This window comes from Parendozoicomonas haliclonae (assembly GCF_900174585.1).
GTDB classification, from domain to species: domain Bacteria; phylum Pseudomonadota; class Gammaproteobacteria; order Pseudomonadales; family Endozoicomonadaceae; genus Sansalvadorimonas; species Sansalvadorimonas haliclonae.
The window spans coordinates 141614-157526 of record NZ_FWPT01000007.1 but is presented as its reverse complement, the minus strand read 5'-3'; the positions used below and the strand labels follow the sequence as shown (position 1 = coordinate 157526).

The window sequence follows — 15913 nt, the reverse complement described above, 5'->3', positions numbered from 1 at the left end:
AACAGGTCTAAGTCGTTTGCCACCCTACAGCTTCTGGGCAGGCTGTCTGGCAGTTCTGGCTGCTGTCTGGATCGTCTTTCGCTTCATCCGTAAAACAGCACCGAAACCACAGCATTCGACCATGCCTGCCACGGAAAGGTTCCCAGGCGCATCTCTTTACCACAGTCTGTTTATCTATCTGCTTTGCCTGTGTTTGGGAGCGGTTTATGCCCAGTGGCGCATTACCTATCAGATTGATAACTGGCTGCCGCCATCCCTGAATAGAGTGAGTCTCTGCCTGACCGGAACCGTTACAGGTTTACCGGAGGTGCGAGATGAGCGCACCCGTTTTCTATTTAAACCTTCATTGTCCCATTCGGCTTTTAAAGGGTTGCTGCAGCTGAGTTGGCAGGATGCACCTGTCCTCAAGCCGGGGCAGGTTTGGCAGCTGTGTACGCGATTAAAGCGCCCCCATGGTTTTGCCAGCCCCGGTGCCGGGGATTATGAAGCCCGGCTGATGCGGCAGGGTGTAGTGGCTACCGGTTATGTGCGTAAAGAAGAAGGTTGTCCGAATCGGTGGCTGGAAGAGTCAGACAGCTTTCCTGTTGATCGCTGGCGGGCACGTTTATCGCAATGGCTGGATGAGCAGCTGGGAGAGCAGAGTGGTCTGGTCAAAGGGCTTTTGGTGGGTGATGGACGGGGGATCAGCCCTGAGCAGTGGCAGCTGTTTCGTGATACCGGCACCGTGCATCTGTTGGTGATCTCCGGTCTGCATATCAGTCTGATCTCCGGTTTTGTCTGGTTGCTGGTCAGAGCTCTTGCTCTCATTGGTTTGGTACCAGTGTTGTGGGTGCCGGTTCCTCAGATGGCTGTTCTTCTGGGGCTGTTGGCCGGTGTGGTTTATGGTGTATTGGCCGGGTTTGGATTGCCCGTTCAGCGGGCGTTGGTCATGTTGCTGGTTGGCGTCGGTAGTTTGTTGCTGGGTTTTCGTCTGCCTCTGATGACACTCTATCTTCTGGCGCTCTCTGCCGTACTGATTATTAATCCGCTGGCTGACACGGCGCAGGGCTTCTGGTTGTCGTTTTTGGCGGTTGCGATTCTGTTGCTGGCCTTTAGTCATCGGCGGGGACAGTCGCGACTGACGCTGCTGTTGGTGACCCAGCTGGTGATTGCTGTGGGCCTGGCTCCGGCCATGGCCTTTATTGGGCAACCACTCACTTTGTTGTCTCCGATATTGAATCTGATCTCCATTCTGCTGGTGGGTGGTCTGCTGTTGCCACTGTTACTGCTGGCATTATTTATCGCTGGACTGAATGAGGTGGCAGGTGTGTGGCTGCTTCAGCATGTTGGCAAGGTGCTCACACTTTGGGAGCAGTGTCTGGCTTATACCGTTCGTACGATGAGTGAAGTGGGGGATAACTGGTTTATCGCCTGGCCGGTTCCTGATGCTGTGGCGGTAATCTTTGCGGCTGTGGGTGTCGGGCTTTTGTTGCTCCCCGGAGCCTTAAGGTTGAGGTGGTTGTCGTTGTTTTGTTTTCTGCCCTGGCTCTGGCCGGCAAATAACAACCCGAAACCGGGTGTTGCAGAGATGGCTGTACTGGATGTGGGGCAAGGGTTGAGTGTGGTGGTTCGCACTCACCAGCATGTGCTGGTTTATGATACCGGTGATCGTTTTTCTCCTGACTTTACTGCGGCCGAAGCGGTAGTGATACCTTACCTTGCCCGGTTGGGGCTGAGACCGGATCGGATCGTGATATCTCATAGCGATCGTGACCATATCGGTGGTCTGGAATCTCTAGAGAAACACTTTCCCAAGGCCGGGGTTGTCAATGCAGATGGTAGCGGCGAAGCCTGTAACCCCTCGGCAAGCTGGGAATGGGATGGTGTGCAGTTTCAGTTTCTGGCTGGGCAGATTTCGGGAACGGGGGTTGTGAGTGCCAATGATCGCTCCTGTGTGTTGCAGGTCTGTGCTGGAGATGTCGGGGTTGAAGAACGATGTGCTCTGCTAACTGGAGATATAACCCGCAGGCGAGAAAAGCAGCTGGTATCTGAGTATGGGAAGTCATTGAGAAGTCGTTTGTTGCTGGTGCCGCACCATGGTAGCCAGACTTCGTCCTCGGCAGAGTTTTTGGCAGCTGTGAGCCCGCAATGGAGCAGTATCTCTGCCGGTTATGCCAACCGTTTCGGACACCCCTCACGGGTTACCATTTCCGGGTTGGCATCCAGTGGTGAGGTGTGGACTACGGCCGATACCGGGACCCAGATTTTCCGGCTGGGTGAGTTGAGTTCTCCGGTTTTTTATCGTTGTGGCAGTGCCTGGTGGCGGGGCTCTGCTCACGTTTGCGATCAGCAAACGTCAACAGCCCCGAATAGTCTGTGATCCGCATCATAGAGAGGGGGAGGATTTCAGTGGCATCGGTAGACTCACCTATATGTTGTGGTAAAGTGGGCGCTCGATTTTAATTAAGCATTCCAGAGGAATCCCCACAGGTGTTCGAGCTGATCAAGGCTGGCGGCTGGCTGATGCTGCCGATTATTCTCTGTTCCGTTCTGGCAACGGCCATCATTATTGAACGACTCTGGTCGCTGCGCCGTGAACGTGTTGCTCCACGAAACCTGCTGCCGCAAGTGTGGAAGTGGTACAAGGATGGTCAGCTCAACAACGCCAAGCTGAAAGAGCTGCGCCGGCAGTCTCCTCTGGGTGAAATTATGGCCGCTGGTCTGGCCAATGCCCGCCATGGCCGTGAGATTATGAAAGAGAGTATTGGTGAAGCGGCCAGTAAGGTGATTCATGACCTGGAGCGTTACCTGAATGCTCTGGGCACTGTGGCTGCCGTTGCGCCGCTGTTGGGTCTGCTGGGTACCGTTATTGGTATGATCGACGTATTTACCGTGATTATGCTGGAAGGCAGCGGTAATGCCGGCGTTCTGGCTGGCGGTATCTCCAAGGCGCTGATCACCACAGCAGCCGGTTTGAGCGTGGCGATTCCTGCGGTAATTTTCCATCGTTTCCTGGTTCGTCGTGTCGACGAGCTGGTGGTGATGATGGAGCAGGATGCGACCCGTCTGGTGGAAGTGGTGCAGGGCGAGCGCAAGGTGGACTTCAGTGAGGGCGCCAGCGCATGAAGTTCCGGCGCCAGCCCGTAGCGGAGGTGTCGGTCAACCTGACGCCTCTGATTGATGTTGTTTTCCTTCTGCTGATCTTCTTTATGGTGTCCACCACCTTTACCAAAGAGACCCGGCTGGAGGTGGATCTGCCTGAGGCCAGTGCGTCTGCCTCTGTACAAGAGAAGCGGGAAATCACCATCGAGATCAGCCAGACCGGTGTGTTTGCCGTGGCCGAACAGGTGTTGCCGGGTTCCAGTCTGGAAGTGGTCAAGGCGGCTATTAGTCGTGCCTCAGCCGGTAATACCGAGATCCCTCTGGTGATTTCAGCCGATGCCAAGACACCCCATGAGTCGGTAGTGACTGCGATGGAAGCAGCCGGAGCCTTGGGCTTCTCCAAGCTCAGTATTGCCACCCGTACGCCGGAAGCCCAGCCGTGAGTGAGAGCTTTGGCTGGAAGGCCCGGCTGGAAAAGACCTTTGTTAATGCCTGGTATCAACCGGTTCTCAAACCCTGGTTGATACCTTTTCTTCCCCTGTCTGCGCTGGTTGCCTTTGAGGCTCGTCGCCGTTTGCGTGCTTTTCGTCAGCAGCCACCTGCCGGGCATTCTGTTCCGGTGATTGTGGTGGGCAATGTCACTGCCGGTGGTACCGGCAAGACACCCCTGGCGGCGGTTCTGGTTGAGAAACTGATTGCTCAAGGGTATCGGCCCGGCATTATCAGCCGGGGTTACGGTGCTCAGGCCAGTGATTCAATACTGGTAACTGCTGACAGTGACCCTGCCGTGTGCGGAGATGAGCCGGTTATGCTGGCCGGGCTGACCGGGATTCCGGTGGTCGTGGATCGGGATCGTAACCGGGCGGTGGACTATCTGCTCAAGCATACCGACTGCAATCTGGTGATCAGTGATGATGGGTTGCAGCATTACCGTCTGGCCCGACAGCTTGAGATTGCTGTGGTGGATGGACAGCGTCTGCTGGGGAATGGCTGTTGCCTGCCCGCGGGCCCTTTGCGTGAGCCGGCCTCTCGTCTCAGTGAAGTCGATTTCGTGATCAGTAATGGTCAACCGGATGCGCATTGTTCCCGTCTGCCACTGATGGGCGGTCAGGAAGGCAATGTTCACATTATGACTCTGCAGCCCGGCGATCTGCGCCCTGTCTCCGGAGATGAACAGGGCGGTATGCCTCAGTCTGGCGATGTGGTTTATGGTGTGGCCGGGATTGGTAATCCGGAGCGCTTCTTTGATTCGCTCAGCCAGCAGGGTTTTCAGGTGAATCCACAGCCATTTCCTGACCATCATCCGTTCTCGGTTGAGGATTTTTCCTCCCTTGTGCCGGGAGCCGTTATAATGACCGCCAAAGATGCGGTGAAGTGTCGACCTTTGGTGTCATCTGTGTTTCCGGAAGCTGCCCGGTGTAACTGGTGGTATCTTCCGGTTAAGGCAGAGCTGCCGGAGGTTTTCTGGTCGTCACTGTTCAGCCGTTTGGCTGCGCTTTCCTCTGATGCTGCACCGGCAACATCGGTTTAATTCAATGGTTCAGGAATGAAGCCATGGACAAGAAACTGTTTGAAATTCTGGCCTGTCCCCTGTGCAAAGGGGATCTCAGCCATAATCGCGAGAAAGATGAGCTGGTCTGCCGTCCCTGTGGTATGGCATTCCCGGTGCGTGATGATATTCCGGTGATGCTGGAATCCGAGGCTCGCACTCTGACTACCGACGAGCGCCTCTGACTCGTACTTTAAGGTTTAGCCGGCACCTGCTGCCGGTTCTTCTGATCGGCTGATAACCATCCGCCGATTTTGTTGATTCAGACACAGAGAAAGAACGATCTCCATGTCGTATACCGTTATTATCCCGGCCCGTTATGCATCCACCCGCCTGCCAGGCAAGCCTCTGGCCGATATCGGTGGCAAGCCCATGATCCAGCATGTCTGGGAGCAGGCGTCGCGCAGTGGTGCCGGGCGGGTAATTATTGCCACGGATGATGAGCAGGTGCGTGGTGTGGCGGTGCGTTTTGGCGCGGATGTCTGCATGACCAGCCCGGATCACCCGACCGGCACGGATCGTCTGCAGGAGGTGGTCAAGCAACTGGATCTTCCGGATGACCAAATCGTGGTGAACGTGCAGGGTGATGAGCCGCTGGTGCCGGTTGAGGTAATTGATCAGGTGGCGGAAAATCTGAAGCGCTGTCGTAGTGCCGCGGTGGCGACACTGTCTCACCCAATATCCGGTGTGGATGAGCTGTTTGATCCGAATGCCGTTAAGGTTATCAGTGATGCCCAAGGGCTGGCGCTGTACTTCAGCCGATCAGCTATTCCCTGGGATCGTGACCGTTTTGCTGAAGAGTCTGGTCGCGCGACCATGGCCAACTCTCCGCTCTATCAGCGTCACCTGGGGATTTATGCTTACCGGGTGAGCCTGCTAAACAAGTTTGTGACCTGGAGCGAATCCCCGCTGGAACAGCTGGAAAAGCTGGAACAGTTGCGGGTGATGTGGAATGGTGAACGTATTCATGTGGCCGAGGCCTGTGAAGTCCCTCCGGCTGGTGTTGATACCGAAGCAGATCTGGAACGGGTTCGGGCGGTTTATCTGGCGCGTCAGGGAGTGATTGTTTGAAGCCGGTAGAAAACATATTGCTGGTTTGCCTGGGAAATATCTGCCGTTCACCAACGGCAGAGGGCATACTTCAAAAGAAAATTGATGAGGCTGGCCTGGCTGATCGGATCAGTCTTGATTCTGTTGGTACCGGCCCTTGGCATGTGGGCAAGTCTCCGGATTCTCGGGCACAGTCTGCAGCGGCTGGGCGGGGATATGATCTGTCCCGGTTAAGAGGACGTCAGGTCTCTTCAGCTGACTTTGCACGGTTCGACCTGATTCTGGCAATGGATCACAGCAATCTGCAGGATTTACAGATTGCCTGCCCAGCAGAGTATCGTCATAAGCTGCACCTGCTTTTACCTTTCTCCGAAGTCGCTGTCATGGACGAAGTTCCTGATCCTTATTACGGTGGCGATCTGGGCTTCCAGCAGGTGATCGACCTTATCGAAGAGGCTGCTGATAATCTGGTAGCCCGTATCAGCAGTGGGGCTCTGTGAGCTTTACGGAAATGTTATGAGAAACGATACCCCTGCCTGGTTGCAGCAGAATGTACAGCTGCAGCCTTATAACACTCTCTCCCTTCCTGCTATAGCGCGTTACTTCACCACCGTTGATTCCCTTGCTGATCTTCAGGCTGTTCTCGTGTGGGCCAAAGAGAAGGATGTCGATGTGCTGCCGCTCGGTGGTGGCAGCAATGTGGTTCTGGCTGATGATTATGACGGGCTGGTGATTTGTCTGCGCTTTATGGGGCGTGAGCTGATCGATGGTCAGGATGGTGAGGTGCTGGTTCGGGCTGCCGCCGGTGAAGAATGGCATAGCTTTGTGTGCTGGACGCTTGAGCAGGATTGCTTTGGTCTGGAAAACCTGTCCCTGATTCCCGGAACGGTTGGCGCAGCGCCTATCCAAAATATCGGAGCCTATGGTGTTGAGATCCAGGATGTGTTCCACAGTCTGGAGGCGGTTAATGTCCGCACCGGTGAGCTGGTTACTTATGCTGGTGACGATTGCCGGTTTGGGTATCGGGATTCCGTCTTTAAAGGTGAAGATCGGGACTGCTTTATTATTACCTCCGTGACTTTTGCTCTCACCCGGACCTTTGCACCCACGCTGGGTTATGGTGAGTTGCATCGCGAAGTTGAGTGTGAGGCACAGGAGCGTGGTTGCCCGGTGTCTGCAGCACTGGTCAGTGACGTCGTCTGTCGTATTCGTGAGGCCAAACTCCCTGATCCCGGCCAGATTGGCAATGCGGGAAGCTTCTTCAAGAACCCGGTCGTGGCTGAGACGCATTTCCAGAGACTAAAGGGTAAGTTTGAAAATCTGGTTGCTTATCCGGCCGGAGAAGGGCACTGGAAGCTGGCTGCGGGTTGGCTGATCGATCAGTGTGGCTTTAAAGGTGTCACCCATGCGACCAGTGCCGGTGTGTATCAAAATCAGGCGTTGGTATTGGTGAATCATGGCGGTGCCAGTGGTAAGGATATTCTCGCGCTGGCGGATGAAATCAAAGCGGCGGTCTGGGCTCGCTTCGCTGTCGAGCTGGAGATTGAGCCAAGAATCTACGGGTAGTTGTTGCCTTGAGTAATAGCTTCAAAAAATCCTGCTGTTAATATTTTCAATGCTCAAAAAAAATCCCCGATCAATGATCGGGGATTTTTTTTATCCGAAGAGGAATTACTCGTTAGGGTTGGAGGCCTTGTTTGGCTCTTCATCCGCTTTCGAGGATTCCGTCTCCTGCTGTGGTGCAGCAGCTTCGGTTACAGGCTCGGCCTTGCGCTCTACAGGAGCAACGGCAGCTTCTACAACCGGCTTGGCTGGTTCTGTAGGTGCAGGAGCAGGAGCTTCTGGTGCAGGCTTGCTTTCAGAAACAACAGGCTTCTCTGCTGCAGGGGCTTCAGCCTTAGGCTGTTCCATTGCGGCAACCGGTTCCGGCTTGGCTTCTGCAGGAGCAGCGGTAGCAACTGGCTGAGCGTTAGCCTGAGCGGCTTCCGCCTCCAGCTGGCGACGACGGATCTCGCGAGGGTCGTTAGCAGCACGGGTGCGGCGACGACGTGGAGCTTTTGCTTCGGTTGCTTCCGGCTTGGCTTCTTCCTTAGGCTGTTCAGCCTTTGGTTCGGCGGCAGGCTTGGCAGCTTCCTGGGCATGCTCAACAGTCTTCTCTTCAGCAGGCTTGCTGGCGACTGCTTTCACCTCGGCAGGTGCTTCGGCTTTAGCTTCTGCTTCGCGAGCTGGCTTTGCCTCTACAGGCTTGGCTGCTTCTTCAGCTGCCGCAGCAACAGGCTTGGCTTCAGCTTCAACCTTGTCAGCCTTCTCGGCACGTGCTTCAGGCTTTGGCTTGCGCTCTGCAGGTGCAGCTTCGCTCTGGCTTGCCGCTTCTGCTACAGCTGGCTTAGGAGTGGATTCGGCAACAGGCTTGGCGGGCTCTTTAGCGCGTTCTTCCTGTGGAGCCTTGGCTGGCTCAACCGGCTTCTCAGCCGCTGGTGTTGCAGCTTCTGTGGTAGCGTCCTGCTGAACACGATCGCGCTGGGATGGACGGTTGTTACGACGACGGTTCTGCAGGTTGCGAGGGCGACGACGCTTCTCTTCCTGATCACCATTATCGCTGGTCTGCTGGGTGTTCAGGTTTTCGGCCTGAGTATCGCCCTGGTGCTCATCCTGGCGACGACGGTCATCACGGCGCTCATTACGCTGGTCGTTGCGTTGATCATTGCTGCGCTCATCGTTACGGCTGTTGCCGCGTTCGCTGCGCTGATCATTGCGCTGGTCGTTGCGTTGCTCATTACGGTCACGACGCTGCTGCGGCTGACGACGCTCGCGACGCTCTTCATTGCCCTGACGTTCGTTGCGCTGATCACGATCATCGTTACGATTGCCGCGCTCATTGCGCTGGTCGTTACGTTGATCATTGCGATCAGAACGCTCGCGACGCTGTTCGTTGCGATTGTTGCGATCTTCCCGGCGGCGGTCGTTGTTGCGACCGTTGCGGTTGTTGCGATCGTTGCGCTCACTACGATCACCGCGCTCATTGCTGCGGCGGTTGTCGTTATCGCGGGTGTTCTTCTTGGTGCGCGGAGTCGCTTCCGGCTGTGCCTCTTCCGGAGCGGAGAACAGGCTGCCAAAGGTCTTGGCGATAGCGCGCAGCAGGCCGCCGGATGGCTTCTCAGCAGGCTTGGCAGCCTTTTGTGGTGCCGGGGCAGCTGGAGTAATGTTACGAACCGCCGCTTCAGTGGTTGGCTTTGGAGCCTGTTCCTGCAGATAAACCGGTTCTTCCGGCTGGTTCTGCTCGCTCAGTTCAAAGCTGTTCACGGACTCTTCGGCTACGTGGTCGTCACGCAGGCGCTGCACTTCAAAGTGCGGGGTTTCCATGTGTGGGTTTGGAATAACCAGAACGCGGGCCTTGCTGCGCTTCTCGATACGGCTGATGGCATCACGCTTTTCATTCAGCAGGAAGGTGCCAACCGGTACCGGAACCTGGGCGCGGATTTCAGAAGTACGCTCTTTGAGAGCTTCTTCTTCCACCAGGCGCAGGATGGACAGGGACAGGGAGTGGATGTCACGGATAGTGCCCTGGCCGTTACAGCGTGGGCAGACAATACCACTGGTCTCTTCCAGGGATGGGCGCAGACGCTGACGGGACATTTCCAGCAGACCGAAGCGGGAGATGCGACCCAGCTGTACGCGGGCACGGTCCATCTGCAGGGCTTCGCGCATCTTGTTTTCAACGTCGCGCTGATTCTTGTTGGAACCCATATCGATAAAGTCGATAACGATCAGGCCGCCGATATCACGCAGGCGCAGCTGGCGGGCGATTTCTTCAGCCGCTTCCAGGTTGGTGTTGCGTGCGGTTTCTTCGATATCACCGCCGCGGGTTGCACGGGCGGAGTTGATGTCGATGGAAACCAGAGCTTCGGTTGGATCGATAACGATAGAGCCACCGGAAGGCAGTTTCACTTCCCGCTGGAAGGCGGTTTCAATCTGGCTTTCGATCTGGAAACGGTTGAACAGAGGTGTGTCGTCCTGATACAGCTTCACACGGCTCTGGTATTGCGGCATCACCTGGCTGATAAAGTCCAGGGCTTCCTTGTGAACAACCGGATTGTCGACCAGAACTTCACCGATATCCTGACGCAGGTAGTCACGGATCGCACGGATAGTGACGTTGCTTTCCTGATACACCAGGAATGGCGCTGGGCGATCCTGAGTGGCAGTTTTGATGGAGTTCCAGACCTGCAGCAGGTAGTTCAGATCCCACTGAAGTTCTTCAGCGCCGCGGCCCAGGCCGGCGGTACGGACGATTACACCCATTTCGGATGGAATATCCAGCTGAGCCAGAGCTTCACGCAGTTGAGTACGTTCGTCGCCTTCGATGCGGCGGGAGATGCCACCGGCACGAGGGTTGTTTGGCATCAGGACCAGGTAGCGGCCGGCCAGGCTGACCAGAGTGGTCAGGGCGGCACCCTTGTTGCCACGCTCTTCCTTATCAACCTGAACGATAACTTCCTGGCCTTCGCGGATCAGATCCTTGATGCTGGCACGACCGGAACCGGAGTTTCCGGAGTAGTATTCGCGGGAGATCTCTTTCAGGGGGAGGAAGCCGTGGCGCTCGGAACCAAAGTCAACGAAGGCGGCTTCAAGGCTGGGTTCTACGCGGGTAATCTTGCCTTTGTAGATATTGGCTTTCTTTTGCTTGCGGGCGCCGGACTCAATATCAAGATCATACAGACGCTGGCCATCGACCAGAGCAACACGCAGTTCTTCCTGCTGTGTCGCATTGATAAGCATTCTTTTCATGCAAATCCAAATTGTATTGTAGGGCTATCCAGACTGTGTCCGACGGCTCCTAATATTCATTCTTTTTCTCATCCTGCAGCCATCACGAGGAGCTGTTCAGGGATTTGCCTCTCCGGGTGTAACGGGAGAAGCTGATCTCGCCTTCGGGCGGGTAGCCCCGGCGAACCAAGGTTCAGGTCTTATCTGTTGTCTGGTTTGCGTGTTCCGTTTGTTGAGGAACTTTCCAGCAATGTTTTCCAGACAGTGATCGAGTGCCTGAGCGCTTGACTACTGAGTGAATTTTTAGGAGCGCCAGCAATAGGCTGAATAGCGCTGGTTTACTCAAAGCCTGCAGATCGAAAATTAGCTGCAGGCGCTCAAAATATGGGCCTTACCGGTCACAGCGGCGTTTTCTCGTGCTGTCCGTACAGACTCACCTTGGACAAAAACCGCTGAAAATGACTTCGGCATCTTTTCATCAGGCTTCATCAGAGTATCTGACAACCTGTGTGGAGATGACACTCTTCCACTGATGGCGGTCACAGGGTTTTTGTGCAGGTTACTTATCGCTTTGTTACATTTTCTGACCACGGCTTTGCACCAGCCGGGGTAACTCTGGAAATATATCAGCTATTCGCAAGTGCTTCAAACTACTAGAAAACTGGTAACATAAGCGAATGATGAAAGATGTTTCTCCCTCTGCGCGTAAAATGAACCGAAAGTCTCATCGGGATAAGCCCGTATCCGCCCGTCAGGGTGCCAAAAGCAGTACCCGTCCGGATGCCCGTAAGGGTAGTCGTGATGGCGCACGTGGCCCCAGAAAGCCGACTGCTGACCGTGGTGCTGCCCGTGTTTCTGAAGCGACACCTGCGGCAGTTAGTGTACGTATGGTGACCGTTGATGAAGATCAGGCCGGTCAGCGGCTGGATAATTTTCTTCGGGTTGTTCTGAAGGGTGTTCCCAAAACTCACGTTTACCGCATTATTCGCAAAGGCGAAGTGCGGGTGAATAAAGGTCGGGCCAAAGCGGAAACCAAGCTGGCAGCCGGTGATGTGGTGCGGGTGCCGCCGGTACGAGTCTCTGAAGCCAAGGCACCGGTTGTTCCGGGTATGCAGGTGGCTCAACAGATAGAAAGCGCCATTCTTTATGAAGATGATGCTTTGCTGGTGCTGAACAAGCCGAGCGGTCTTGCGGTGCATGGTGGCAGTGGCGTCAGTCTGGGGGTTATTGAGGCGTTGCGTCAGCTGCGTCCGGATTGTCGTTTCCTGGAGTTGGTGCACCGGATCGACCGGGATACCTCAGGTTGTCTGCTGATTGCCAAGAAACGCAGCCTGTTGCGTCATCTTCACGCCCAGATTCGTGAGCACCATATGTTAAAGGTGTATAACGCTTTGGTGGATGGTCGCTGGCCGGCCCGTAAAGAGCTGGTTGATGCACCGCTGCAGAAAAATATTTTGCAGTCCGGCGAGCGCATGGTGACGGTGCACCCTGAAGGTAAGCGATCGAAAACCCGTTTCCGGGTCATGGAGCGTTATCAGGATGCAACACTGGTTGAAGCCAGTCTGGAGACCGGGCGTACGCATCAGATTCGTGTGCACACTCAGCATACCGGGCATCCGATTCTGGGTGATGTGAAGTATGGCTATGAACAGACCCGTGAGCTGGCGGAGAAGGTCGGTTTGGATCGGCTGTTTTTGCATGCGAGAAAGGTCGGCGTTAACCTACCTGATGGGAGTTATCGGGAGTTTGAGGCTCCTTTGCCGGCAGAACTGGTAAAAGTTCTGGATGGTATGGCCCGCTGAGCATGTTGGTGTCAGCCGGCACGATTATAACGACAGCTAAGTTTGAGGAAGAAGAATGTCCGAAAGCCGGGATGCAGGTGTGTCTGAGGACCGCCAGTTAATAGAAAAACTGCTGATGGGTGCACTGCTGGAGCAGCGTCGGTCCCGTCGCTGGAAAATATTCTTCCGTGTGCTGCTGTTTATCTGGTTGTTTGCAGCTATCGGGTCTGTGGCGTTCTCCATGAAGTCGGCGAAGCCGCAGCCTCAGGAATATACCGCCCTTGTGGAAATTAACGGGGTGATAGCTGCTGATCGTGATGCCAGTGCTGACACTGTTGTGACCGGTTTGCGCGGCGCTTTTGAGGATGCCAAGGTGAAGGGCGTGATCCTGCGGATCAATAGCCCGGGTGGCAGTCCGGTTCAGGCGGGTTATATCTACGATGAGATTAACCGCCTTAAGGCGACCCGTGAGGATGTCAAAGTCTATGCGGTGATTTCCGATGTTGGTGCCTCTGCAGCTTATTATATAGCGTCCGCTGCAGATGAGGTTTATGCCGACCGTGCCTCTGTTGTGGGTTCTATTGGTGCCTATATGGCGACCTTTGGTGTGACTGAGGCTATGGAGAAGGTGGGTGTGACTCGTCGTTTCTATGGGGCTGGTGATCACAAGGCTCTGACGGATCCTTTCCAGCCGGAAGATCCAGTCGCTGCTGAGCATCTGCGAAAAACCGTGGGCAATATCCATGAGCAGTTTATTGAAAGTGTGAAGGCGGGGCGTGGTGATCGCCTGTCCGATGATCCTTCTCTGTTTACCGGCCTGATCTGGACCGGTGAGCAGGCCAAGGACCTGGGTCTGGTTGACGGTCTGGGCAGCTCTGGTTATGTGGCGCGGGAAGTGATTGGTGCTGAGGATATTGTCGACTTCACCATGAAGCCGAATGTGCTGGATCGCTTTGCCAGCCAGATTGGTGCCAGCATGGCCCACACGCTGAGTGTGAGCCTGGGGCTGGAAGGTCCTGTGGTTCGCTGATCTTTAGAATCTGTTAAGGAATTTGGTGGCCCAGATCCCTTAACCATGCGCTCAGGGTGATGAGTGGCAGCCCTTCCAGAGCTGTCGGGTCATCACCCTCCATTCTTTTGAAGAGGCTGATGCCCAGCTTTTCCCATTTAAAGCTGCCAGCACAATCCAGTGGCTGGTCACTGTCGATATAGCGCTCAATTTCTTCCTGCTTTAGCTCTCGAAATTCCACATGGTAGGGAATTGTGCTGACTCGCGGTTCTGCCAGCCCGGGTGCGATAATGCACAGACCGGTCAGAAAGGTGACCCGCTGGCCAGAGGCCTGGGTGAGCTGTTCTATGGCTTTGTCCCGGGTGCCGGGTTTGCCGAGAATCTGTCCGTGTAATACGGCAATCTGATCGGAGCCGATAACCAGAGCGTCTGGATGCAGGCTGGAAATCGCCTGGGCTTTTTCCAGGCTGAGTCGCAGAGCCAAGTCTGTCGGTGATTCATTGGGGTGGGGTGTTTCGTTAATATCGGGGCTGATACCTGTAAACGCGAGGTTTAGCCGCTCGAGCAGCTGGTGCCGATAGCGTGAGCCTGAAGCCAGAATGGTTTTCATGTTGGTCTGTAAGCAGTTGTTCGGTAAAATAATACCCAAAAAGCGCGTTTGTTCGGCTTTATGTAAGCAATCGCGCTAGTCTATAGGGTCAATTCCCTGCGGGGAAATCATGCTTTGCATCTTTACACTGGGATGGCATGTCCCTATTATGGCGCGCTTATGTTTACCGGACAGTTACCCAAGCACTTTTCACCACGCAAGCTGGCATATCAAAATGCCTTCTTTGAAGGGGAAGTGCCTGTAGCCTCATGCCCCAGGTTGACAGAGCTGTTGGCAGATGATCGAGGTGTGGTGAAAGTCTCGCTCCAGTTTGAGGTTGATGAACAACGTCGACCTCTGATTAAGGGCCAGGTTTCCACTACGATCGATATGATCTGTGAACGCTGTCTTGATGTGGCTGAGATTGACGTTGTGGCTCCTGTCAGTGTGGCAGTTGTGCGGAATGAAGAGCAGGCTGGTAACTTACCGGCTGATCTCGATCCGCTGATCGTGGAAGAGGAAGCTGTTGAGCTGCTGCCTTTCATCGAGCAGGAAATCCTGCTGTGTATGCCGGGTTTTGCTTACCACGAGAACGAAACTTGTCACAGCGGGCAGGAAGCATACAGCACGATGCCGGAAGGCAGTGCTGAGGAGCTGGAGCCAGAACCCCAGCGTCCTAACCCGTTTAGTGTGCTGGCCGGTCTGAAAGCCGGCAAGTGATTATTTAGGAGATTTACCATGGCAGTTCAACAGAACCGTAAAACCCGTTCCAAGCGCGACATGCGTCGTTCCCACGATGCTCTGACTGGCCCAGCTCTGTCTGTAGACGCAGCTTCCGGTGAAGTTCATCGTCGTCACCACGTGACTGCAGACGGCTTCTACCGCGGCAAGAAAGTTATCGCTTCCAAGGGCGAGTAATCCGCGTTTTGGGTCAGATAACGACCATTGCGCTGGATGTGATGAGCGGGGACTGCGGTCCCCGTTCTCGTATCTGCGCGGCGCAGGATGCGCTGACACGGCACCCGCATCTTCATCTGGTGCTGGTAGGTGATTCGCGGTTTATTCGTGAGCATCTGTCGCGTGAGGTGAGTGATCGGGTGACCGTTGTTCATGCTGCCCAGACGGTCAGTATGGATGAACGTCCTTCCCGAGCTCTGCGTTCCAAGCAGGACTCGTCCATGTGGCTTGCCGTTGAGCAGGTTGCCATGGGAATGTCCCAGGCCTGTGTCAGTGCCGGTAATACCGGAGCGCTGATGGCAATGGGGCGTCACCTTCTCAAGACTTTCCCCGGTATCGACCGGCCCGCACTTGTCGGGCAGGTGCCAACCAGTGCAGGCGGCACGCTGCTGCTGGATTTGGGTGCCAATGTCGATTGCTCCGCTGATCTCCTGTTTCAATTTGCCGTACTGGGCTCGCTGCTGAAAAGCGAAGTCTATGATGTGGTCAACCCTTCCGTTGGTCTGCTGAATGTCGGCGAAGAAGATATCAAGGGCAGTGAGACCGTTCGTCTTGCCCAGCAGCTGATTGAAAGTCACGAGTCGTTAAATTACGCCGGCTTTATCGAAGGCGATGATCTGTATTCCGGTCGGGTTGATGTCGTGGTCTGCGACGGCTTTGCCGGTAACGTTGCGCTGAAGGCCAGTGAGGCTGCGGTGCGTATGGTGGCACACAAGTTGGCGGCTGGTGTCGGGCTCAACAGCTGGCAGAAGGTTCTGCTCAAATTGTTGAAGCCGTTATTTAAGCCGATGGCGGCCAGTATTGATCCCGGTCGTTATAATGGTGCCATGTTGCTTGGCCTGCAGGGTATCGTGGTGAAAAGCCACGGGGCGGCCGATGCCCGCCAGTTTGGTTTTGCCATTGATCAGGCGGTCCGGGCGGTTGAGCACAATGCCGTGCATCGCATTAATGAGCGACTGGAAGAGTTGCTGTAGTTTTTGTGAATCCTTTCTTAAACGGCGAGTGTCGTTCTTTATCTGTTTTCAGTGGCCGAGGCGGCTGATAAAAAATTCTGTATTATGTATCTTCGGCTTTTCAGGCGCTCTAGTCTCAGGTGTGTCTTGAAGTTGTCATACGGTTGTTACCATACG

General features: G+C 55.1%; 15 protein-coding genes. 13 read left to right on the top strand and 2 right to left on the bottom strand.

The features are described from left to right. Nucleotides 1-16: 16 nt before the first annotated feature. The 8 genes from EHSB41UT_RS15640 (at nt 17) to murB (ending at nt 7246) form a co-directional block, all read left to right on the top strand. On the top strand, nt 17-2359 hold the full coding sequence (locus tag EHSB41UT_RS15640) for a DNA internalization-related competence protein ComEC/Rec2 (protein WP_165767285.1): 2343 nt from the start codon (nt 17-19) through the stop codon (nt 2357-2359). 110 nt (nt 2360-2469) lie between these two features. Then, nucleotides 2470-3105, top strand: a complete 636-nt coding sequence (locus tag EHSB41UT_RS15635) for a MotA/TolQ/ExbB proton channel family protein (RefSeq protein WP_087111490.1) — start codon at nt 2470-2472, stop codon at nt 3103-3105. Then, nucleotides 3102-3524: an ExbD/TolR family protein gene (locus EHSB41UT_RS15630; protein WP_087111488.1), complete on the top strand. Its 423-nt coding sequence runs from the start codon at nt 3102-3104 to the stop codon at nt 3522-3524. The genes EHSB41UT_RS15635 and EHSB41UT_RS15630 overlap by 4 nt, the downstream gene beginning before the upstream one ends. Next, nucleotides 3521-4612 (top strand): tetraacyldisaccharide 4'-kinase, encoded by a 1092-nt coding sequence (lpxK, locus tag EHSB41UT_RS15625; protein WP_242667338.1) that lies wholly within the window; start codon nt 3521-3523, stop codon nt 4610-4612. Before EHSB41UT_RS15630 ends, lpxK begins: the two co-directional genes overlap by 4 nt. Before the next feature lie 23 nt (nt 4613-4635). Then, nucleotides 4636-4815: a Trm112 family protein gene (locus EHSB41UT_RS15620; protein ID WP_087111486.1), complete on the top strand. Its 180-nt coding sequence runs from the start codon at nt 4636-4638 to the stop codon at nt 4813-4815. A gap of 103 nt (nt 4816-4918) precedes the next feature. After that, nucleotides 4919-5701 (top strand): 3-deoxy-manno-octulosonate cytidylyltransferase, encoded by a 783-nt coding sequence (kdsB, locus tag EHSB41UT_RS15615; RefSeq protein ID WP_087111484.1) that lies wholly within the window; start codon nt 4919-4921, stop codon nt 5699-5701. Beyond that, nucleotides 5698-6180 (top strand): low molecular weight protein-tyrosine-phosphatase, encoded by a 483-nt coding sequence (locus EHSB41UT_RS15610; RefSeq protein WP_207626665.1) that lies wholly within the window; start codon nt 5698-5700, stop codon nt 6178-6180. Before kdsB ends, EHSB41UT_RS15610 begins: the two co-directional genes overlap by 4 nt. A gap of 16 nt (nt 6181-6196) precedes the next feature. Then, the gene (gene murB / locus EHSB41UT_RS15605) at nt 6197-7246 is read left to right on the top strand and encodes a UDP-N-acetylmuramate dehydrogenase (RefSeq protein ID WP_087111482.1); all 1050 of its coding nucleotides are present in this window, start codon (nt 6197-6199) and stop codon (nt 7244-7246) included. A gap of 105 nt (nt 7247-7351) precedes the next feature. Here the strand turns inward: murB and rne are convergent, their stop codons facing one another. After that, complete coding sequence (rne, locus tag EHSB41UT_RS15600; protein WP_087111480.1) at nt 7352-10468, bottom strand: ribonuclease E; 3117 nt, start codon at nt 10466-10468, stop codon at nt 7352-7354. Nucleotides 10469-11124: 656 nt separating this feature from the next. On the opposite strand from rne, the gene rluC reads away from it, so the two are divergent. Next, on the top strand, nt 11125-12249 hold the full coding sequence (gene rluC, locus EHSB41UT_RS15595; protein WP_242667337.1) for a 23S rRNA pseudouridine(955/2504/2580) synthase RluC: 1125 nt from the start codon (nt 11125-11127) through the stop codon (nt 12247-12249). Nucleotides 12250-12304: 55 nt separating this feature from the next. Beyond that, complete coding sequence (locus EHSB41UT_RS15590) at nt 12305-13258, top strand: S49 family peptidase (RefSeq protein ID WP_087111478.1); 954 nt, start codon at nt 12305-12307, stop codon at nt 13256-13258. 13 nt (nt 13259-13271) lie between these two features. On the opposite strand, the gene EHSB41UT_RS15585 is transcribed toward EHSB41UT_RS15590, so the two are convergent. Beyond that, nucleotides 13272-13847 (bottom strand): Maf family protein, encoded by a 576-nt coding sequence (locus tag EHSB41UT_RS15585; protein ID WP_087111476.1) that lies wholly within the window; start codon nt 13845-13847, stop codon nt 13272-13274. Nucleotides 13848-14117: 270 nt separating this feature from the next. Between EHSB41UT_RS15585 and EHSB41UT_RS15580 the strand changes: the two genes are divergently transcribed. From EHSB41UT_RS15580 to plsX, 3 genes are read left to right on the top strand one after another with little or no spacing between them, the layout of a single operon-like run. Beyond that, nucleotides 14118-14546, top strand: a complete 429-nt coding sequence (locus EHSB41UT_RS15580; RefSeq protein ID WP_165767284.1) for a YceD family protein — start codon at nt 14118-14120, stop codon at nt 14544-14546. An 18-nt stretch (nt 14547-14564) separates the two neighbouring features. Beyond that, entirely contained in the window at nt 14565-14744 is a 180-nt protein-coding gene (rpmF, locus tag EHSB41UT_RS15575) for a 50S ribosomal protein L32 (RefSeq protein WP_087111472.1), read from the top strand. 8 nt (nt 14745-14752) lie between these two features. Beyond that, nucleotides 14753-15757 (top strand): phosphate acyltransferase PlsX, encoded by a 1005-nt coding sequence (plsX, locus tag EHSB41UT_RS15570; RefSeq protein WP_087111470.1) that lies wholly within the window; start codon nt 14753-14755, stop codon nt 15755-15757. The last annotated feature ends 156 nt before the right edge of the window (nt 15758-15913 follow it).

Bases quoted from the DNA above. Each gene is read 5' to 3' on its own strand.
- EHSB41UT_RS15630 (WP_087111488.1), top strand. From the start codon at position 3,102: ATGAAGTTCCGGCGCCAGCCCGTAGCGGAGGTGTCGGTCAACCTGACG.
- EHSB41UT_RS15620 (WP_087111486.1), top strand. From the start codon at position 4,636: ATGGACAAGAAACTGTTTGAAATTCTGGCCTGTCCCCTGTGCAAAGGG.
- kdsB (WP_087111484.1), top strand. From the start codon at position 4,919: ATGTCGTATACCGTTATTATCCCGGCCCGTTATGCATCCACCCGCCTG.
- murB (WP_087111482.1), top strand. From the start codon at position 6,197: ATGAGAAACGATACCCCTGCCTGGTTGCAGCAGAATGTACAGCTGCAG.
- rne (WP_087111480.1), bottom strand. From the start codon at position 10,468: ATGAAAAGAATGCTTATCAATGCGACACAGCAGGAAGAACTGCGTGTT.
- rluC (WP_242667337.1), top strand. From the start codon at position 11,125: ATGATGAAAGATGTTTCTCCCTCTGCGCGTAAAATGAACCGAAAGTCT.
- EHSB41UT_RS15590 (WP_087111478.1), top strand. From the start codon at position 12,305: ATGTCCGAAAGCCGGGATGCAGGTGTGTCTGAGGACCGCCAGTTAATA.
- EHSB41UT_RS15585 (WP_087111476.1), bottom strand. From the start codon at position 13,847: ATGAAAACCATTCTGGCTTCAGGCTCACGCTATCGGCACCAGCTGCTC.
- rpmF (WP_087111472.1), top strand. From the start codon at position 14,565: ATGGCAGTTCAACAGAACCGTAAAACCCGTTCCAAGCGCGACATGCGT.